We start from the raw sequence: 19,944 nt of genomic DNA on the forward strand, positions 1-19,944 counted from the left end.
TGCGATCGCTACTATTTTTAAACCAACTTTATCAAAGATTTAATAAGCTACAATATTTACCATCTGTTCGATTAATTTCAGGCATATCTTAGTCTTGTACCACCGTCTTATTGAGGAAATCATACGCGATACGTAGCAAAAGTTGTCACAAATTTGTCACTTGATTTACACATCTTTGTAAAAGTATAAGTGTAATTTGATATATAGGAAGCCACAAGTTTATAAAACACCAATAGCAAAGCTCATTAACAACTTAGAAAGTTTCAAGAGAAGTTCAGTAATCATGGTGCAAGGTGTGTAAAGCGGTGGTTTTGGTGCATCAAAGTGAAAATTTCCGATTTCTAAATAAGAAGTATTGAGGCATAGTTTTTGAGCCTTATCTTTGTAATTATCATTAGTTACTGTTTAGAGATAGCGAAAAAGATTTTTTTATTGAAAACACAGGTATTGGGTGGTTGCGCTACTTAACTATAAGCATTTACCCCAGAAGAACGAGCAGTCTGTGTAGGCGATCGTAACTCATATCACATTAATTGTGGGAGGGCTGGTGGCAGTGCCCAGCCTACGAAAGAATAAGCTCTTTGGGTTGTGATTTTTGCAATAAGGTGATGGTGCAAGATGTGAGGCAAGCAACTAATTAAAGGAATTTTTCAGGAGATTAAAAATGTCGTTTTTAGTTCGCAATTTTAAAAAAATAAAATTTCTACACACTTTATATCTCATCCTTAATCGTAGTAAAAGCAAATATAGTTTTTTACTGCGACGACCAATTCTTAAAATTGCAAAAAAGATACTAAAATTTACTATATTAACGAGACATGAGTTAATTAACAATACAGAGCAATATCATACAATCCAGTTTAAATCCGAGGAATTCATTCCATGTATGAAGCCTTACAATTTAAATGCTAATGGCTATTCAGCGACATTTATTGATGAAACTCCAGACAAAACCAGAGAAGATGAATTTTTTTTATGTGAAGTAGATAATGCTGAACTTGCTGGTCCTACCGCCCTAGGATTTGACCAAAATGGAAATATTATTTTGGAAACATCTGTCCCGATATCTACAATATTTGGTACATCATTATCTAAAACATCCTCCTTAAAAGAGGATTTACCAATAGAGGAATGCATACCTTTAAAAGCTTTAGCCTTAAGATTCTTATCCAAAGAGAACCCTCCTCAATTAGACATAGCCTGTTCATTAATCAATGGTTGGAGCAGAAATTACTATCACTGGATAGTAGATTGCTTAGCACGGCTGGAGAGCCTGGAGTTTTACCAAGAGAAGACCGGTATCAAGCCGACTTTAATTATTGAATCAAAGCCTGCTGCATGGCAAATAGAGTCTCTCAAACTTTTAGGATATGAGTCAAAGGACTGTATTCCTTGGAATGGGTCAAGGATGAAAGTAAACCGTTTGTTAATCCCGTCTTTTCGGCGTTCTCCTGAACTTCATGTATCTCCTAGGGCTTGTTCTTGGCTTCGCGAGCGCATGATTAGTAATCTGACTCCGATAGAAAGTGACAAACTGAATTTTTCACCTTATATCTTGATTTCACGACGTAAGACAGTAGGTCGTCGAATAATTAATGAAAACGAAGTCATAGATGCTTTAAAGCCATTTGGGTTTGTTGCATATGTACTAGAAGACTTAAGCTTTTCAGACGAGGTAAGGCTATTTTCACAAGCCAAAATAGTTGTTGCACCTCAGGGTGCTGGTCTCACAAACATGATTTTCGCAGAAAAGTTGACTGTCATTGAATTATTTAGCTCATTCTTTGTGGATGATACTTTTCTTTACCTAGCAAAAGAACTGGGCTTTCAGTATGGGTTCCTTAAGTGTCAGTCTCCCAGCATGGATTTTCGTCGCCGAGACACAGACATAATAGTAAACCTTGATGCTTTGCAAACACTTGTAGCCAGTGCAGAAAGAAGTGAAGCACTGTTTGCATAAAATTTTATCAAACATGGGAAGATAGTACTACCCCCACTATAACCTTCGGGTTAAGTGGGGGCTTTCATATCTTAGCCACAGTGTTGGGGGCAATCTTGCCTTGAACTCTGACAAGAGGTGCCATCCATTTCGGTGACAATGGCTGGAATTTGCCAACATAAATTGCCAAATTTGGTTCAAGTGGGTTCAAAATAAAGACAACTAACAGTCGTCGATCAACATTCCCAAATGCCAGAACCAGATGAATTCACTTCAGATACAGAGTCAGACTACACCAAGTTGCGTGACTTACTAGTTGCAGGGCAGTGGCAAGAAGCTGACGAGGAAACTGGGGTGGTGATGCTAAAAATAACCCATCGTGTTTCATCTGGCTGGATAACAGAGGAAGACATTGTAGAATTTCCCTCTAAGGATTTGAAAATTATCGATTCATTGTGGGTAAGGCACAGCAAAAGCCGCTTTGGATTTTCCGTACAAAGCCTTATCTGGGAAAGAGTAGGAGAAGATTATCTCAGGTTCAGCGATGCCGTTGGTTGGCGAGTCGATTACAAATGGCAACATTATTCTCAACTTGTATTCGGCCTAGAAGCGGCTATCGGACATTTACCCGCTGCACCCTTTTTTACATCTAATGGGGCTGCTATTGGTTGGGCGGCTTCTCTACCCCTGAAACTAGAGGATTGCTATGCAGATGATTTTTGAATTAGCAAAAATGTCGCAAATCCCCACAGAATATGTACAGTGAGACTACAATTGTTAATTCTCCACAAGTTCTTCATTTTTATCCCCTACTGTATATATATAAAGGATTAAGGATTAAGGATTAAGGATTAAGGATGAACATAGGTTCAGGGATGGATACAAGCCGTGCAATGTATTGATGGAGTTTCCAACCTACTTCATAGTTGATACTTGATACTTCATCCTTCAGTCTTCCCTTCGCTGCAGAGTGCAGAATCGCAACAAAACTACTTTTCAATCTATAGCCAAAGGAAAAAACTATGTTTACAAGAGGTGCAGGAGACGCTTTCCACACTGTACAAATAGAATTACACGTAGAGGCAAGTAGAATTGCAGCTTTGGTTTTCCCAAATACTCTGTTTCAGTTGTTCTCTCAGAAAATTGGAAGCGCTTCTGCTGCTTGTGTTCTGCCAAAAACTCAATTTGAGTTGTTATCTCCAAAAATTGGACGTGATAATTTATCTCTTACTTTCAAAGGGAGACATATTTCCGAGAATTTTAGAGTGATGTTTTTTCCAAAAATTCAAACTTTAATTCTCTCAGGATACTCCCAACAAGGAATGGTTCACCTAATTTATATGCCTGGGTATAATGACAATTGGTTAAATGGCATGGGGTATACGATCGCTCCTCCTGATAGTATTCGAGCCAAGTTTGAGTTTCTGGCAAGTAAGTTTTACCCATTTTTATTAGAATTTGCTTTTTAGTAAGTCGAAAGCAGATTTTACACAATCAACCTACTTTACAAGCCGGGATGAGAAAGAATAAATCATCCAAGTCGAAACTCATCCCCAACCCCCAATATGATGGGAGACAAAGCAATCTTTAAAGTTTAATTTTTTTAAGGCGTAACAAAAATATCTGGTGTTGCTGTAGAATGGTAAAAACTCCCCTAAAGAGTAGACGGCTCTCTAGGGGAAAGTAACTCAAATAAATCTTTAGTTCTTTATTAAGACAAATATTTTTATATGGGTATTGCTGCCCATCCTACTACACCTTACTAAGATACCTTGAAGTAAAGATTAATACAAATTATCTTCGGATGTTTGTGTACCCCACCACATCAAGAAGATAAGATAATTTTTTGATGAAATTATGTTGCCTGTGCGATCGCTCCAACTTCAAAGCAGTAATATTTGAGATGTGTTTGCCCTGGGTGCTAACTATATTGTTGCTTTCTTTTGAATTTAAGCTAAAATACTCGCGGTAGCTGAGGGGATAGCACGAATAGTATTTTTCTACCACAAAATTCTTTTGTAAAAGTTTATTTTCAACTTAATTAAGTAGGTGGGCAGAAATAGAAGCAGTCATGTTAAGGAATGTAAAAAATAGCTAGAACCCCGACCAATGACCAATGACCAATGACCAATGACAACCTTAACCTAATTCCAATGCAACAAATATTCAAATTGAAATTTCGCTTTAGGCAGTTAAGTCAAAATTTATTTGTCCTGTTGTTATGCTTCTTATTAAGTGCAACTGGTTCTGCACAAATCCCTTCAAAATCTAACTCTGCACAATTACCTCCAAGATACACGGGATTAGCTCCCAATTCACCTTTTGGTTTAGACTTTGGTTATAGCGATCCAAAGATTGTAGGACCAGTATCTCAAGACCTTGGAGTCAAATGGGTTCGCGGTATAGAAGTAGAGTTCGACCCTTGGAATGGCGACCCTAAGATTCTGAGAGACAGAATAAATACCTTAAAGAGTTATGGCGTATCGTCCTTACAAACACCTTTCTACCCAGTAGATTGGAAAGAAGGTGACAAATTAGGCCCACCAAAAAATGTAGATGCATATGTAGAAAAATTCTATAAATGGGTAGCAGCCACCCACGATATCATGCCTTATTACGAGCATTGGAATGAACCCTGGGTTGACGAATGGGCATGGAACGGAGGTACTGCTGAAGAATACAGAGACCTCATTAAACGAATTTGGAACAAAGTAAAAGCTGATTATCCAAATGTTAATTTAATTGGCGGGGGTTCTTTAGCCTATAACAGAGATGTCATGTATGCAAAAGGAAAAGACATAGGATATGCAGATGGGTCTGTCAACCATGCCTATGCTTTTCCCAGCCTGAATACTTTCCACAGTGCATTAATGCAATTGACATTAGATAAGAAATTTTCTAAAACTCAAGGTCGAGCAGGAGCTTGGCAAACAGAGTTTGGCACATTTCGTGATATGTTTTCGGCAAATCAGGATATATGGGTAGCCCGTACAATACCTTCTAGCTTCCTGCTACATATGTTAGCCGGTCATTATGCTCAAAGACCTGTTAGAGCTTTTTGGTTTAACTGGAAAGGTCATGGAATGCACGATATAGAAAACAATGATGCGGCAAAGGATGCATATAGAACTATGACTCGGGTTTTGGAAGGAACCAAAATCGTAGATGATGTCTTTCCTAATTCTAAATCCATGTGGGGAATTGTTTTTCAAAACGATTATTCGGAAGATAATCGTTCTAGAGCAGCAATATTTGTCAATGGTCCATTTTATGGTGATATAGGCAATCCTTGGAATCCCAATGGGGGAAGTCAGGCTAAAGGTAATATTCCTTCTGATGAGTATTCCGGGACTATGTCTATCAGTGGTTCAAAGATACAGGTCTACGATTATAGGGGAAACAGAATTAACAATTTGAGTAATATTCCTCTGAATCCAGTAGAAGTTGTATACGTACTAGCTGATATGCCCGCTTCCCAATTAAAGCAAATATTGCAAAATGCAGATTTTCGATTAAAAACGGAAGTAAAAGTAACGGCATTGTCTTTATCTGGTTCTGTTGTCAAAGGTCGGACAATTGATATAAAAGTAGAGAATGTAGTTAATAAACCTCGTAGTGGAACGTTAACCGTCACACCTCCTAAAGGATGGGTTTTAGCTACAAACAACATAGTATTTGAAAATTTACAACCAGGCGAACAGAGAATTATCAGCTTTCCTATCAATTCTTTCTCTATTAATAGTAATAATAATTACGAAATTAGCTATTCATTAGCAATCAAAGAGAAACCATCACCCCAAACTAGTGCTTGGAAGATACAATCAGCCTATGCTCCTAAGAAAACGATAAATGTAGATGGCAATTTAAATGACTGGGCTGATGTTATAGCTACAAATATGGGGAATAATGCATATCAGTTTAAAGTTGCCTGGGATGCAAATAATTTATATTTTGCTGCAGAAGTAACTGATGATAAGCACGAGCCTTTTCCTCCATATAATCCCAGCTTTGAATGGTTTAGGGAAAATAGAGTTGATGGTGCGAAAGGTGATGATAATACAGATGGATTATTTATTAATATTGATTGCACAAAAAATAATCCTGATGATTTGCTGAAAGGTCACTCCCATTATGAAAAGGCTTTGGCAGCAGATGTCGATTACGAGTTTTTTGCTACTTATAGTAAGGGCGATAAGAGCGAGCTATGGAGATATCGCGCTCCCGGTACAAATCATCAGGGATATTATCCCACTAATGCAACTCTGAATCCGCCTCTGATGGTAATGAATGCTAGCCCATCAGGTGGTTCGGAAGGGAAAATACAATTTACTCGTTCTGGTAATAAAACAATTTATGAGGGGGCAATTTCTTTAAATGCAATCCCTGAATTAAAGTCAGAATTAAACCGTTTGCCATCGGGTGATTATTATTTCCCTAACCTAGCATGGCGTGTGAATGGAGGAAATCAAGGGAAAAAATTCTGGACTATTGAGTCAGGTCAATGGGAAGAAGGGGGCTATGGCTTTGTACCTCAATGGTTATCGGGGGGTTTGGCAAATGGAGGACGAGTTATTAGTCGTTGGGCTTTTGTGAATGGTGATGGGCGTACATTGCCTAACGATTAGTAAAGACGCGCTATGGCGCGTCTCTACTTATATTAATAATGACTGCCTGTCCTGCGGTGGTGAATGGCAGTTAGGGCGTCGGGTTTGAGCACTTTGCCACGATCGACAGTCGCATAGATGACCCAATGATCTCCACATTCCATGCGTTTGCTTACGGAACATTCAAGGTAAGCTGAGGCGTCTGTGAGGATAGTGCAGCCACTCTCTGCTATTTCTGTCGAAAAACTTGCAAATCTATCTTCTCCTGGTGTAAAGGATTTGCGGAAGTGTTTCATATATTCCTGATGATTGCCTTCAGGCATGATATTCAGGACAAACTTACCACCAGGATACATGAGGGATTCTACCGCCCTTTCTTTGGCGATCGCTACAGTAATACCGGGTGGGCTAAAAGTCGCTTGGGAAACCCATGTCCCTAACATTCCAGTCGAAACGTCTCCAAGTTTAGCTGTGACAACACAAACTGAACCAACTATCCGACCTACAGCTTGTTCAACAAGAGTAGCTGCTGGTTGTGGCATACGCAGTTTCTTATCTTTTTTAAGAGCTTGAGCAAAATCTGTACCGGTTTCTTCGCACTGCTTGAGAATATTATCTGCTGGTTTGAATTTCACTCTCAAAGTCTCAAACCCAAATCGGTATCCGGCATCACGGAGTTTACCTTCAATAACGTCGAAGGCTTCACCACTCCAACCAAAAGAACCAAAAACCCCAGCAAGTTTGGTGTTATTTCCAATTGCCAGCACAATTCCCAAAGCAGTTTGAATGGGGGTTGGTACGTTACCACCAATGGTTGGAGAACCAATAATAAAGCCATCAGCTTTTTCTACAGCTGCTTTAATTTCTTCTGGTTGAGCAAATTCACAGTTGATGGATTCTACAGCTACCCCTCCTTTGGTCAAACCAAGAGCCATCGCTTGGGCCAAAGTTGCTGTATTTCCATAAGCGGAAGCATAAAGCAAGGCAACAGAGATTTCGCGAGTGGTTTGAGAATGGCTCCATGTCTCGTACTCTTGAGTCAGTTCCAACAAACCGTAGCGTACTAAAGGCCCGTGAAGGGTGCCCACCATTCTCACTTGCAGTTCGGATATTTTCTCCAAAGCTGCTTGTAGGTGAGCTGCATGGGGTGCCATCAAACAGTCAAAGTAGTAGCGCTGGTCTGGCTTTAAAACATCCCAATCTTCATCAAAGACTTCATCCCCGCAAACATGAGCGCCAAACAACTTGTTTGAATACAGGATTTGCGTTTGCTGGTCGTAAGTACATAGCCCCGCAGGCCATCGGGGGCTGGGGATGGGGAGACAGCGCAAGACATGTCCTTTGCCTAAATCCAGCGTTTCTTTCCCCCGCATCACCATGATTTTTAACTCGTGATTGGGAAAAGTTGCCCGCAAATTTGCAGCGCCAGGAAGAGAACAAACAAAAGTCAACTGCGGAGCAACTTCTAAAAGGGCTTTGAGGGTTGGGACTCGGTTCGGGTTAAAGTGACCGAGAATGACATAATCCAACCGTTTTAAATCCAAAGATTGTTGTAATGATTCTAAAAAAATTTGGGTGAAGGTTTCTGGAGGTGGGTCAATAATTGCAGTCTTTTCACCTTCGATTAAATAGCAATTAGAAGTGGTGCCTTTAAAGAGTGCGTATTCAATTTCAAACCGCAAACGCGTCCAACTGCGTGCTCTAAATACTGTTGTGTTTGTAGCGATTGGTAAAACTTGTATATCACGAGGATTGGAATTGGTCATAGTCGAGTGAAGGGATGAGGGGGTGGGGGAGTGGGGGAGTGAGGGGGTGAGGGGGTGAGGGAGTGAGGGAGTGGGGGAGTGAGAGAAAATTGTTCTTATTTCCCTTTCTCCCTATCTCCCCTTACTCTTAGTAGTAGTTGCCTACTTTACGATGGCGAACTGCGGTGATGCCATCGGGTTTGGAGACTCGACCATCTTGAACGGTGCAGTATACAATCCAGTGGTCACTGCATTCCATGCTGCTTGTGACTTCGCATTCCATGTAAGCGAGAGCGTCTGTCAGAATAGGACAACCGTTTCGCGCTGTTTGGGTTTTGACTCCAGCAAAGCGGTCGGTACCGGGAAGCAAGCGCTTGAGGAAGTGCTTCTTCAATTCTTGATAATTTCCTTCTTCCAAAACGTTTAGGACGAACCTATCGCCTACTTGCATTAAGGAGTCAATAGCACGGTCTTTGGCAACAGCAACTGTAAATCCTAAGGGTTGCAAGCTAGCTTGAACCACCCAAGTTGCAAGCATTGCTCCTTGCACATCACCCTTTTTGCTGGTGATGATGTATAATCCGTTGCTAATCCGACCTAGAGCTTTTTCTAAGTTGGCGTCAATGGACTTCACTTGCTTGATGTTGCGATCGCGCACAAGCCGTTGTCCTAAGGTTGTCCCTGCTTCTTCACACTGTTGGTATACGGCATCGGAAGGTGTTTCTTTAATCCGAATTGCTGGGAATCCTTCTTTCACGCCAAGATTGACAAATCTTCTCAGCAGTGGGTCGATGGGTTCATCATCGGAACCGTAGCACTCAAATAGCCCAATAAGTTGCTTTTCTTTTGCTACAGCTAGTAGGGAACTAATAGCTGCTTGAGCCGCAAGGTTTCCGCTGGGAGGCATACCAATAATGATGCCAGCTGCCCTTCCTGCCAATTCTTGAATTTCTTGAATCTCAGCTGAGGTCAGATCCATCATTTCGACGCCAACCCCAGTTTTTTGGACTCCGTGAGCAATTGCCTGGGCAAGACGTTCGCTATGTGCGTAATCCGAGACGTAGAACAAAGCGGCTATTGTTTCTGCTTTGACTTGTCTTTGGCTCCAGCTTTGATAGCACTCTCTCAAAATTTCCAGATTGTGATATAATAGCGGACCATGTCCGTTGGCAATGATTCTAATCTTGCCAAGTTCGCTCATTTTTTTCATTGCGTTTAGCAACGAACGGGAATTGGGTCCCATGAGACAGTCGTAGTAGAATCGGAAGTCCGGTTCAATTGCCTCTAAATTGACGTCAAAGGTGTCATCACTGCAATAGTGCATCCCAAAGGCGTCGCAGGTGAAGAGGATTTGGTTTTTACGGTCGTAGCTGAATATTGTATCGGGCCAGTGCAGGTTGGGGGCACTCACAAATTCTATTTCGTGTCCCTGTCCCAAGTCTACGCGATCGCCACTTTTCACAATTCGCTTAGAAAACGGATCGTGAATTACATTTATAGTATAAAGTAAGTTTTGTAATCGCTATATGGCTTATTCTCTATGGATTCTAACGATTTTGAGTCTTGGGGCTATGCGCGGGTATCAACCGACGAGCAAGCACAGGACAAAGACGCGCTTCTCAAGCAAATGCAGAGGTTGAGAGATGCGGGTGTTGGAAAAATCTTTTTCGATATAGACAAACGCACCAAGCACGATCGCAAGGGTTTGCTGAACTTAATTAAAGCAGTTCAAGAACTCCCAGTAAACCACAATATCAAATTTTTAAAATTTACTCGATTAGATAGAGTTGCGGCATCACAAATCATCTTTTACCAACTTATAAGTGAACTTCAAAAGAAAAAAATTAAATCAGTTGCTCTTGACGATCCATTTGATTTGGATTCTGTAGGGGGAGAACTAACGGTTGATATTCGGTTAGATGTAGCCAAACATGAGGTAAAAATGCTGGGCTTGCGAATTCGTAAGGAGCGAGAACTCCGACGCAAGGAGAAGAAAAGCCATTTTTTTGCACCTTTTGGTTACAAAGTTGAAAATGACAAATATGTTTTTAATAATGACCCCTGTATTTGTTTGATTGATAGCAAGCAAGAGTTATCAGTGGTTGAAGTTGCAAAATTGATATTAAAAACCTTTTATCAGGTTGGTAGCTGCACGCAAACAGCAAAGAAGTTAAATGAGTTCTTTGGTATCGGTTCAAAATGTTCTGAAAAATATGTTACAAAATCGGGGAATTATTCAATTGAGGAAGATGATACGCTCACCCAAAAAACATTAAACAAAAAAGTAGATGAAAAGTCTAATGTAGGGTTACGTTACCCATACTCAGGACTGAGATGGACAACGACTGGTATTCGAGATTGGTTAACCAATCCAGTGCTGGCTGGTGGAACTCCTTATGGTACAGTTAAGGAAAATGGCAATAAAAAGTCTTTTGATGAGATTAATGTTTTTTGGAACACCCACGACGACCAAGCATTAATTACATTTCAACAGCATCAAGAAATTAAATCAATTATCCGTAGTAACCGCAAGAATGCATGGGCATCACAGGGCGATCGCGATCCACAAAAACTGAATATCTTCCAAGGTTTGGTAGTATGTGCAAAATGCAATGCTAAATTCGTCAAAGTTGCATCTTACCAAGGTAAAAAAGATAGCAGATATAAATCATATTACCAATGCACCTATTACCTAAAAAATGGTATGTGCCAGCATAAAACTGCAATTACCAACTTTGAACTCGAAGACCAAATTATTGAGTTTCTCGTTAAGGAAGCAGAACGCCTTTCTGTACTTGGGGAGCAAAATAGTACACCTGTGGTAGAAAGTAAAGAATTACAGGAATTGCGATCGCAACTCCAAGCCCTCGAAGCTATCCCTGGTAACAACCCCGCCATTGAGACAGCCAAACAAGGATTGCGCTTGCAGATTGCAGAAATGCTTGATAGTGGAGAAAGAAGCAACCAGGCGCAGCTCATCAGCCGAGAAAGGATTATAGCCGCATTCAGCAACCAGGATTTTTGGAAAGGTATACAAAACCCTGTGGACAAAAAACGTCTGCTGCGCGAGTGCATTATGTGTGCGGTTGTGGATGAAGGGAAAGTGGTAGAGGTAAAGTTGCGGATTTAGTTGGGTTTCGTTCCTCAACCCATACTACATAATGCGATGTTACTACCGAGACTGACTGCGCTCGTGCTTTATCAGACTTTACGACCTATAATCTTTCAAAGCGATTGCTTCTGACTCTCCTCGTTATTATAGAATGAATGATTGCACTGTTCTCAAGACCTTAAGGCTACCTAACGAACTGCTAGAATATCTCTTATGAGGTAGGCTTTGCAGTTGGGTGAATTTTTAGATGAATTAGATGACAAAAATATGTCCTTACAACTCAGAATCGATTATCCAGAAACTTTACCTGATGCCTTACAACAGACGAGAGAACAGTTTGAGCAAGAAGCAAAAATGGCAATGGCAGTTAAGCTGTTTGAAATGAAACGCATTTCTTCTGGTGTCGCAGCACAATTAGCTGGTATGGATAGAGTTTCTTTTTTACTCAATTTACACCGTTATGGAGTTCCAATGATTGATTTAACAGAAGAGGAGCTTTTATCTGATTTAGAAAATGCCTAATACTGATAAAATAGTTATTAATACAGCACCACTTATTTCCTTAGGCGTTGCATAAAATGGGAATGAAGAATGAACCGCCATAGCGTTCGCGGAGCGTGCGCTTAGCGCTTAGCGTGCGCGTTATCGCATAGACGCCAAGAGCGCCAAAAATTAAATTTTCGACTTACGCGGTTATTCTCCTGCTTTGGCTTGGTTTACTCACATCTTGCACCATCGTCTTACTGCAAAAATCACAGCCCAAAAAGCTTATTCTTTCGTAGGTAGGGCTATGCCGCACAGCCCTTATTAGAATTTGTTTAATTCTTTATCCTTAACGCCACCATCGCCCTACATCTTGGATGGCGGAAGCTACTTCTGCGATCGCTTCTTTGCCACCTAAATTAAAGATTACCGATACAAGTTTCTGTATCTGTTCTTGAACATCTTGACGATTCTGTCTAGAAAGGCTTTTAATTTTTGCTAACCATAAAGGAAAAGAAACAGAATCATCTTTTGTCTCAGTATGAAAATCTTCTTGTTTCATACCTTCTGCCAATTCCCTCACAATTAGGTCGCGAAGATTTGCATCTTGCATTTGATTGACAGCTACTAAAGCTTGAGCATATATTTCTTTATCTTGTATTTTTTGAGCAAGCTTACCTAATGTTTGTGCTCGAAAACGTTCATCTTCTATTTGACGAGATAATTTTAAGGCTTCATTATAAATATTCTTGTCCTCTAAATATTCAGCTAATTCTATTAATCTTATAATTTGGTATTCTTTATTGGGGATTTTATGAATGAGAGGCAACAACTCATCAATGAAATTTTTATTTTGTAATTTTTTAGCCACAAATTTCATTACATTAAATATAGAGATATTATATGAGATGTACGGAAGCTGACGTGCAATTTCCAAGATTACACTATATAAATTCTCATTTTGTATGATTACACTATATAAATTTTTATATTGTAATTTTTCAGCTAATACTGAAATAACTTTGGCACGAGAATCTGAAGTCTGAATTTGACATACTGTGTTTAATGCTTCGATGTATAAATTCTCATCTTGTAATTTTTCAGCTAATACTAAAAGAATTTCGGCACGAGAATCTTCATTCTGAATTCGACGTGCTGCGTTTAAGACTTCGATATACAAATTCTCATCTTGTAGTTTTTCAGCTAATACTGAAAGAATTTGGACACGAGAATATTCATCCTGAATTTGATGTGCTGCGTTTAATGCTTCGGTGTACAAATCACTATCTTGTAGTTTTTCAGCTAATACTGAAAGAATTTGGACACGAGAATATCCATCCTGCATTTGACGTGCTGCGTTTAAGACTTCGATGTACAAACTCTCATCTTGTGATTTTTCAACTAATAGCGAAAGAATTTGGGCGCGAGAACGTCCATGCTGAATTTGGCAGACAGCGTTTAAGACTTCGATGTACAAACTCTCATCTTGTGATTTTTCAACTAATAGCGAAAGAATTTGGGCGCGAGAATATTCATCCTGCATTTGACGTGCTGCGTTTAAGACTTCGATGTACAAATTCTCATCTTGTAGTTTTTCAGCTAATACTAAAAGAATTTGGGCACGAGAATATCCATCCTGCATTTGACGTGCTGCGTTTAAGACTTCGATGTACAAATTCTCATCTTGTGATTTTTCAACTAATAGCGAAAGAATTCGGGCACGAGAATATCCATGCTGCATTTGACGTGCTGCGTTTAAGACTTCGATGTACAAATTCTCATCTTGTAATTTTTCAGCTAATACTAAAAGAATTTCGGCGCGAGAATCTGGATTCGGAATCTGACGTGCTGCGTTTAATGCTTCGATGTACAAATTTTCACCTTGTAATTTTTCAGCTAATACTAAAAGAATTTGGGCACGAGAATCTGGATTCGGAATCTGACGTGCTGCGTTTAATGCTTCGATGTACAAATTCTCATCTTGTAACTTTTTAGTGAATACCGAAATAATTTGGGCACGAGAATATTGATTCTGAATTTGATGTGCTCCTATTTCAATTGCTTTTTGTAAAGCTTGCTGTTTTAAACTTTCTGGTAAATACTTGATTAATGTAATAAGTGTATTAATTTTAGATAAAGAATCTCGCTTTTGCAAAGCATAAGCCAATCCCTGCTGCGGATACCAATATTGTTTTTCAACCAATAATACTAGCAGTCTTTCTGGTAAGTTATCTGCTAAACTGCTTAGTGAAGAAATAATCAAAGCATAGCGACACTGCAAACCCAGAACTAGCGAAAGATTTTTCCTCTCCCAATCAGTTTCCGCTAATTCCCAAGCCCGTGCAACATCAGTTAAAAAACCTGCCGTTTGTCCAAATCTTTCCCGCACTTCATACCAACCATTATTCCCACTAGCAGACTCTTCCCGCAAGATCTGGTGGATTTCCTCTATCCTACCTGCTTTTTCTAAATGCCAAACTAAATACTGATGAATATAACCGTCATCAGGTAAAGTATGCCAGAGATTATTTTCTGTCTGTTGCTGATATTTATCCAACAATCGACTATGAACATCTTCCCACTTCATTCCCAACCCAACCAAATCACCTTGACGCTTGGGTTTTTGCGGTGCAGTTAATAAATTCCGTGCTAAATCGTGGAATAGATCGTGCAACCTATAGGTTGCTGTCTCATCAGCCAGAAGAACACCGGATAATAACAACGCTTGACTTCGCAAATATTGCAAAGTTTCCCTCGCGTCTCGTTCATCCATATCCCAAAGTGTTGCTGTCATCTTCGGGGTAATATTTGCATCTTCCGGTAACACCCCCAACCAAGTAAAACACTCCCGATCGTTTTCTGATAACCGCTTCACGCTCAAATTTAATGATGCTTGTAAACTAAGTTTTTTAAATTTCTCATCATCACTAATATGCCTAATTCCTGGATCTTTAAATGATTTTAACCGGGCAATTTCTTGTTGAATATCCTCAATCAAAATCTTCCAAGATGTGCCACTTGCAACTTGAGATGCAGCTAACTCTAATGCCAACGGCAAATAACCAACAGCCTTGGCTAAAGCTTTTGCAGGCTTAATTTCATCCTCTTGTAACCGCTTCCCTTGGGTCTCAACTTTCTGAGTCAATAGTTCTAGAGCCTGTGTTTCTGTCATCACATCCAAGGGATAAGTTTTAGCACCGAGAAAATTTGCTATGGATGCATCCCGCGTCGTTACCAACATCCGACAGCGATCGCCACCAACTTTAAACCCTTGTACGTGTTCCCACCCCTTATTTTTATCTATCCAAGCATCATCAACTACCAACAACACCGCTTTATCAAAAAGTAGGGTGTTTAAATGAGCCGAAGTTGCTTCTATACTCGTAGCACGATAGTTATAATCCCCCAAACCCTGCACCCAACCACCTAAAAGCGACAGAACATCCGGTTCCTGACCTAAAGTAGCCCAAAGCACACCATCGCAGAAATGCTTTTGGATATCTGCGTCATGTGCCAAAGCTGCTGCTAAGGTTGACTTACCTACCGAACCCAAGCCATGAATCGCACTAATAACCAAAGTCCCACCATCAGACAGCAAACGCTGTTTCAAATCCTGGCTCACCTCCGGACGGTCTACGTAATATTCCGGTAGAGGCGGTGCTTGAAATACCTTTAACCTGACTGAGTTTGCGCTTGGGGAGTTATTGATAGTAATGTTTTGGGTGATGTTTCCTATATTTTGGTCACGACCTACCTGAGTATCATCAATGATACTTTGATTTACTTGCTCGGGTTTTTGGCTGTTTTCATCAGGTCGCACGTTCTCACCGCTTTTTAGCTTATTTATAGAAATATTAGCAACACTTTTCATTCGGCGACATGTAGTTAAGGGATTTTGTGCCAATTAACACTTTCTCAATACCCAAGCAGGGAATTTAAAATTATCTATGCAAATAATTAAGCAAAAATAAAAGTCATATAAAATACCTCAATCTGCCTTGAAAATCGTTATATATTTTATGCCAATATAACAGGAACTTTAAGTTGAGAATTTTATGATTTTAGATCTTCAGCAATTCATTATACTAAATGCCACACAAGATAATCGTCCCAATCATCAACAAAGTATCTTTGGTGGCAATATACAAGTTGGCGGTAATATAACTACAGGTAAAATTACGCAAATCTATAATTCCGACACCGCAAACAAACCCACAGTACCATCCGAAAAGCTACCCCGAAAACGCACAATCTTAATCCTCGCCTCCAACCCGATAGATACAGCGAGATTGCGTTTAGACAAAGAAGCGAGAGAAATTGATGAGGGTTTGCGAAGAGCACAAAACCAAGAACAATTTACCTTAGAGCAAAAATGGGCCGTTCGTCCCGATGATTTGCGTCGCGCACTTGTAGATTTTCATCCCCAAATAGTTCACTTCTGCGGACATGGTGCTGGAGAAAAGGGACTTTGGTTAGAAAATGATGCGGGAGAAGCACAGTTAGTTTCTACCAATGCCTTGGTAAACTTGTTTAAATTATTTGCTGAGCGCGGTACAGAATGTGTTGTGCTAAATGCCTGTTATGCCAAAGTCCAAGCAGAGGCAATTTCCCAGCATATTAATTATGTAGTGGGAATGAGTGATGAGATGAGCGATCGCGCTGCGATTAAATTTGCTGTCGGCTTTTACGATGCGTTGGGTGCTGGTTGGTCGTATGAAGATGCTTATGGGATGGGTTGTGTTGCAATCTCATTAGAAGGTATTCCAGAGCAGTTAACCCCAGTCTTAAGAAAGAAGACCAATTAACGTTCCATAGGAAACATACTTAGACTTTCAACGCCATTAAATCAAGTTAGGTTTCCAACTACTGTTTTCACACTACACCTAGATGCGACGAGCGCTTACGGCGTGATGAAAGCCCCTGCTCATCACCTTCCACATTTTTTGGTGGATGCAAATTTGCACTCCTTAATAAACGGCGTAGATTGACAACACCAGAGCGATTTAAACGCAACGCCTCAACCGTTGTTGGCAACTTCAGAAAGATACTTTGACAGTGCTAGTGATTCTCAGAACTGATTCCTGTTGAAATGTTTGTTTATAGCTTGAGATAATTTCTTCAATCAGGGAATTTTTAGTTGGGTTGTTTTCGTAAATCAAAATGATGAGTTTAGTCTTTTCCTTAGTGAGTTTGCCTGAACTATTAAGATATTGCCCGTAGGCATCCATGACAGTTAATCCTTCGGGGACACGCGGTGTAATCACACGTCTCAAAAATAGCTGCCACTCAGCTTCAGATACCATCTTTCCGTCCGGCTTGGATAAACCAAAGTACAATTCATCTTTAGTAAGAATTTTTTCATTTGAGTTTTGAGTGAGTGTTTGGGGTAATTGGGCACGAGCAAAAGTATTTGTGGAAGCAGGAACGATAATAAGTAAACCTGTAAGAATTAGGTTATTCAAGCTTTTTTGTATAATTGTCATAGAAGCTAGGCTCTAAATTGTTAAGTTTACATTTATAAGTTAATATGGTTAGTGATAAGACCAAAATCCTTATAAAGAACACAATGTAGAGACGAGCCATGACACGTCTCTACACACGTGATTTTATACACATCAACTTTAACTGAACCGTATTAATCTATAAGTTACTCAACAATTATTACTAGATAATTTCCGGAATTATTGATACAATAGCTATTTTTTTAGAGTTAAACAAACTTTTTGAAGTTTTGTGACTTGCTCTATAAATCATAGAATCATGTTTTCAAGACGCAGCAACCATTGATTAAAATGCTGGCATTGCTGACGTATTGAATCCAACCCAATATCGATCGCAACTCGATAAACTCCTTGTTTTGCAGTGAGGGACGCAGGCAAAAGTCTCCAAAAAACGGGGCAACAAGCCGGATGGTTTTGACAATTTTTTGATAGGATGCCGAATAGCGATCGCGCAACAGATAGAGGAAGGATGCAAGGTTACGTGCATCAGTCCGCAGGTAAGCATTGTCATTGATACCATGTGGCTGCTTTACATAGGCACTATCACTAGTGTCATGAAAATGATAAACTTAGATTTTCCCGCCCCGTTAGCTCCAATTAAAACGTTGATGCTAGAGAGTTCAAGGTCGCACCTCGCAATAGATTTGAAACCTCTTAAAACAATTCTCGACAGTTGTTTATCTTTATTCGTCCCCGTCATGGAAAAATCTCCCGATATCCAGGCTTTTAAGGTGCTGACTTTATTATAAGGTTAGTAATAAGTACCTCAAACAAATTAAGCGTAAGATGCTTTTAGGCTTGTAATTGCGATGCATGCGCTAAAGCGCAACTACAAACATTTTCTATTTTTTAGGTTGCAGGAATTATACTTTTGATTTTGGTTATAATAATTATCTATAAAATCTAAAAAAATCATGGTAAAACAATTTGGAAAGTTACGATGCCATACAGTGATTTTAAAACTCTTGATAAAGCAATTAACGACTTGAAACTAACTCTTGAGGAAAGCCATAACCTATTTGCTCACATTACTCCAGTTAAAGCATCTCAACGATTAAAAGAAACTTTAGAAGAAACCCTAGAACTAGCTACTAATATTAGTACTGAAAAGGCAAGGTCTGAATTAATTATCACTCCGATTCTTCTAGAAGTAAGAAGAATGTTTCCTGGCAAAATTGGTTATTTCTCAGGAAGTTCGTTTAACGTAGATGAAAGTAGAGGACTCAATGGTGTTTGTGATTTTATTTTGACCGCTTCAGATAACCAGTTGTTAATTACTGCCCCAGTCATTACAGTGGTTGAAGCCAAAGACAATGACATCAAGTTGGGTTTAGGACAATGTGTAGCTGAAATGGTGGCATCTCAAATATTTAACGATCGCAAAGGACAATCAACAACAATATATGGAGCAGTATCAACTGGTACGTTATGGAAGTTTTTAACACTCGAATCACAAATCATAAAAATTGACAGAGCTGAATACTTTATTGCACAACTTGAAGAAATTCTCGGAATTTTATCTGAACCATTTAGGAAATAAGTAATATCATGTTCGACTCATTACTTACGATACACAAATTCTACCCCACCCGCCTAACGGCACCCTCCCCTTATTAAGGGAATTTTCAGCCATCCGACCGTTTTGCACTCAATCATGACTGTTATGCTTCGCAAGCATTGGGCTCAAGCTTATTTTTCAATAAAATTAGCACGTTAAGTATGCAAGAACCGTCAATGAACGACAAAAACAAACTTACTTTGGTGCCTGAAGAGTATACAATGGTTAATGATTTGCGTACATTAGCTCATGCTAAATATAAGTTGGCGCATAAAATGATGATGCAAGAACCAATTATTAACAAATTTAAGGATTTAGAAACTGAAGAAGATATTTCAGAGATGGCTATAAAACTTACGTCTAAGTAAAGAATGTCTATTGATTTTGATTTGAATTATTAATGTCACATCAGACGCTGATAAATTCCCCTCTCTGCAAACAGAAAGGGGATAGGAAAGAGCAGTTCTTCAGCTACAACCTAAAGACTCACGAGTCGAAACACCCGTTTTAGAATTCACCCCACTGGCGGTAGCGCAAAGTTTCTTTACTTCCACACGGTCTAAAACTGCGTCACTAAAATCAGCCCCTGTAACATCAACATTATCAAACGTTGAACGCAACATCATTGCGTTTGTAAAAATAGCGTCACTCAAATCAGCCTCTTTAAAAGCTGACAGATAAGCTATACCATCAGTGAAATCCACACCGTGCAGATTTGTTCCCTGCAATAATGACCCGTTAAAAACAGCACCACGGAGATCGGCATTGCTAAAATTAGCGTTCTCCAGCTTGAGATTAGTATACTCTTCCCCAATCAAGCTTTGACCGGAAAAATCTTTGCCGCTCAACTGATTGTTTGCGGAACGACTGATACTGGAAGAACTTGCTGCATGTGCCGATAGGGGAGACAAAAAAAGAACTACAGCCAAGACGAACCCAGCTAGTGCTTGCCAATACCTCATAGTGTCAACTTAATAAAACTCAATATTTCCACCATTCTTT

16 protein-coding genes and 1 pseudogene are annotated in these 19,944 nt (G+C 39.7%); 9 read left to right on the plus strand and 8 right to left on the minus strand.

Annotated features, from left to right (window positions below):
• The first annotated feature begins 664 nt into the window (after positions 1–664).
• The 4 genes from ACYRY3_RS34905 to ACYRY3_RS34920 all read left to right on the plus strand — a co-directional run bounded on the left by ACYRY3_RS34905 (position 665) and on the right by ACYRY3_RS34920 (position 6,564).
• Positions 665–1,960, plus strand: coding sequence for a glycosyltransferase family 61 protein (locus tag ACYRY3_RS34905; RefSeq protein WP_460206250.1), 1,296 nt, complete (start codon positions 665–667; stop codon positions 1,958–1,960).
• Positions 1,961–2,188: 228 nt separating this feature from the next.
• Positions 2,189–2,662, plus strand: coding sequence for a GUN4 domain-containing protein (locus tag ACYRY3_RS34910; protein ID WP_460206251.1), 474 nt, complete (start codon positions 2,189–2,191; stop codon positions 2,660–2,662).
• Between the two features lie 299 nt (positions 2,663–2,961).
• On the plus strand, positions 2,962–3,408 hold the full coding sequence (locus ACYRY3_RS34915; protein WP_460206252.1) for a hypothetical protein: 447 nt from the start codon (positions 2,962–2,964) through the stop codon (positions 3,406–3,408).
• 654 nt (positions 3,409–4,062) lie between these two features.
• Positions 4,063–6,564: a DOMON domain-containing protein gene (locus tag ACYRY3_RS34920; protein ID WP_460206253.1), complete on the plus strand. Its 2,502-nt coding sequence runs from the start codon at positions 4,063–4,065 to the stop codon at positions 6,562–6,564.
• Between the two features lie 32 nt (positions 6,565–6,596).
• Here the strand turns inward: ACYRY3_RS34920 and ACYRY3_RS34925 are convergent, their stop codons facing one another.
• Entirely contained in the window at positions 6,597–8,309 is a 1,713-nt protein-coding gene (locus ACYRY3_RS34925; protein ID WP_460206254.1) for a diflavin flavoprotein, read from the minus strand.
• Between the two features lie 127 nt (positions 8,310–8,436).
• Positions 8,437–9,777, minus strand: a pseudogene (locus ACYRY3_RS34930) (flavin reductase); the annotation flags it as partial.
• A gap of 51 nt (positions 9,778–9,828) precedes the next feature.
• On the opposite strand from ACYRY3_RS34930, the gene xisF reads away from it, so the two are divergent.
• Both xisF and ACYRY3_RS34940 read left to right on the plus strand, forming a co-directional pair.
• Positions 9,829–11,418, plus strand: coding sequence for a fdxN element excision recombinase XisF (xisF, locus tag ACYRY3_RS34935; RefSeq protein ID WP_460206255.1), 1,590 nt, complete (start codon positions 9,829–9,831; stop codon positions 11,416–11,418).
• Between the two features lie 249 nt (positions 11,419–11,667).
• Positions 11,668–11,922 (plus strand): UPF0175 family protein, encoded by a 255-nt coding sequence (locus ACYRY3_RS34940; RefSeq protein ID WP_460206389.1) that lies wholly within the window; start codon positions 11,668–11,670, stop codon positions 11,920–11,922.
• 310 nt (positions 11,923–12,232) lie between these two features.
• Here the strand turns inward: ACYRY3_RS34940 and ACYRY3_RS34945 are convergent, their stop codons facing one another.
• Positions 12,233–15,754, minus strand: a complete 3,522-nt coding sequence (locus ACYRY3_RS34945) for an NB-ARC domain-containing protein (RefSeq protein WP_460206256.1) — start codon at positions 15,752–15,754, stop codon at positions 12,233–12,235.
• 184 nt (positions 15,755–15,938) lie between these two features.
• Here ACYRY3_RS34945 and ACYRY3_RS34950 point away from each other — a divergent pair, with 184 nt between their 5' ends.
• Positions 15,939–16,688: a CHAT domain-containing protein gene (locus ACYRY3_RS34950; RefSeq protein WP_460206257.1), complete on the plus strand. Its 750-nt coding sequence runs from the start codon at positions 15,939–15,941 to the stop codon at positions 16,686–16,688.
• A gap of 67 nt (positions 16,689–16,755) precedes the next feature.
• Here the strand turns inward: ACYRY3_RS34950 and ACYRY3_RS34955 are convergent, their stop codons facing one another.
• The 4 genes from ACYRY3_RS34955 to ACYRY3_RS34970 all read right to left on the minus strand — a co-directional run bounded on the left by ACYRY3_RS34955 (position 16,756) and on the right by ACYRY3_RS34970 (position 18,084).
• The gene (locus ACYRY3_RS34955; protein WP_460206258.1) at positions 16,756–16,917 is read right to left on the minus strand and encodes a hypothetical protein; all 162 of its coding nucleotides are present in this window, start codon (positions 16,915–16,917) and stop codon (positions 16,756–16,758) included.
• A 2-nt stretch (positions 16,918–16,919) separates the two neighbouring features.
• Positions 16,920–17,366: a DUF3574 domain-containing protein gene (locus ACYRY3_RS34960; protein ID WP_460206259.1), complete on the minus strand. Its 447-nt coding sequence runs from the start codon at positions 17,364–17,366 to the stop codon at positions 16,920–16,922.
• Positions 17,367–17,633: 267 nt separating this feature from the next.
• Positions 17,634–17,762, minus strand: coding sequence for a hypothetical protein (locus ACYRY3_RS34965; RefSeq protein ID WP_460206260.1), 129 nt, complete (start codon positions 17,760–17,762; stop codon positions 17,634–17,636).
• Positions 17,763–17,913: 151 nt separating this feature from the next.
• Entirely contained in the window at positions 17,914–18,084 is a 171-nt protein-coding gene (locus ACYRY3_RS34970) for a DUF2813 domain-containing protein (RefSeq protein WP_460206261.1), read from the minus strand.
• Between the two features lie 240 nt (positions 18,085–18,324).
• On the opposite strand from ACYRY3_RS34970, the gene ACYRY3_RS34975 reads away from it, so the two are divergent.
• Both ACYRY3_RS34975 and ACYRY3_RS34980 read left to right on the plus strand, forming a co-directional pair.
• The gene (locus ACYRY3_RS34975; RefSeq protein ID WP_460206262.1) at positions 18,325–18,924 is read left to right on the plus strand and encodes a hypothetical protein; all 600 of its coding nucleotides are present in this window, start codon (positions 18,325–18,327) and stop codon (positions 18,922–18,924) included.
• Between the two features lie 194 nt (positions 18,925–19,118).
• The gene (locus ACYRY3_RS34980) at positions 19,119–19,310 is read left to right on the plus strand and encodes a hypothetical protein (RefSeq protein WP_460206263.1); all 192 of its coding nucleotides are present in this window, start codon (positions 19,119–19,121) and stop codon (positions 19,308–19,310) included.
• Positions 19,311–19,409: 99 nt separating this feature from the next.
• On the opposite strand, the gene ACYRY3_RS34985 is transcribed toward ACYRY3_RS34980, so the two are convergent.
• Positions 19,410–19,904 (minus strand): pentapeptide repeat-containing protein, encoded by a 495-nt coding sequence (locus tag ACYRY3_RS34985; protein ID WP_460206264.1) that lies wholly within the window; start codon positions 19,902–19,904, stop codon positions 19,410–19,412.
• Positions 19,905–19,944: the final 40 nt, after the last annotated feature.

Source organism: Scytonema sp. NUACC21 (genome assembly GCF_054684315.1).

Bases quoted from the DNA above. Each gene is read 5' to 3' on its own strand.
- ACYRY3_RS34905 (WP_460206250.1), top strand. From the start codon at position 665: ATGTCGTTTTTAGTTCGCAATTTTAAAAAAATAAAATTTCTACACACT.
- ACYRY3_RS34910 (WP_460206251.1), top strand. From the start codon at position 2,189: ATGCCAGAACCAGATGAATTCACTTCAGATACAGAGTCAGACTACACC.
- ACYRY3_RS34915 (WP_460206252.1), top strand. From the start codon at position 2,962: ATGTTTACAAGAGGTGCAGGAGACGCTTTCCACACTGTACAAATAGAA.
- ACYRY3_RS34920 (WP_460206253.1), top strand. From the start codon at position 4,063: ATGACCAATGACAACCTTAACCTAATTCCAATGCAACAAATATTCAAA.
- ACYRY3_RS34925 (WP_460206254.1), bottom strand. From the start codon at position 8,309: ATGACCAATTCCAATCCTCGTGATATACAAGTTTTACCAATCGCTACA.
- xisF (WP_460206255.1), top strand. From the start codon at position 9,829: ATGGATTCTAACGATTTTGAGTCTTGGGGCTATGCGCGGGTATCAACC.
- ACYRY3_RS34940 (WP_460206389.1), top strand. From the start codon at position 11,668: ATGTCCTTACAACTCAGAATCGATTATCCAGAAACTTTACCTGATGCC.
- ACYRY3_RS34945 (WP_460206256.1), bottom strand. From the start codon at position 15,754: ATGAAAAGTGTTGCTAATATTTCTATAAATAAGCTAAAAAGCGGTGAG.
- ACYRY3_RS34950 (WP_460206257.1), top strand. From the start codon at position 15,939: ATGATTTTAGATCTTCAGCAATTCATTATACTAAATGCCACACAAGAT.
- ACYRY3_RS34960 (WP_460206259.1), bottom strand. From the start codon at position 17,366: ATGACAATTATACAAAAAAGCTTGAATAACCTAATTCTTACAGGTTTA.
- ACYRY3_RS34970 (WP_460206261.1), bottom strand. From the start codon at position 18,084: ATGACGGGGACGAATAAAGATAAACAACTGTCGAGAATTGTTTTAAGA.
- ACYRY3_RS34975 (WP_460206262.1), top strand. From the start codon at position 18,325: ATGCCATACAGTGATTTTAAAACTCTTGATAAAGCAATTAACGACTTG.
- ACYRY3_RS34980 (WP_460206263.1), top strand. From the start codon at position 19,119: ATGAACGACAAAAACAAACTTACTTTGGTGCCTGAAGAGTATACAATG.
- ACYRY3_RS34985 (WP_460206264.1), bottom strand. From the start codon at position 19,904: ATGAGGTATTGGCAAGCACTAGCTGGGTTCGTCTTGGCTGTAGTTCTT.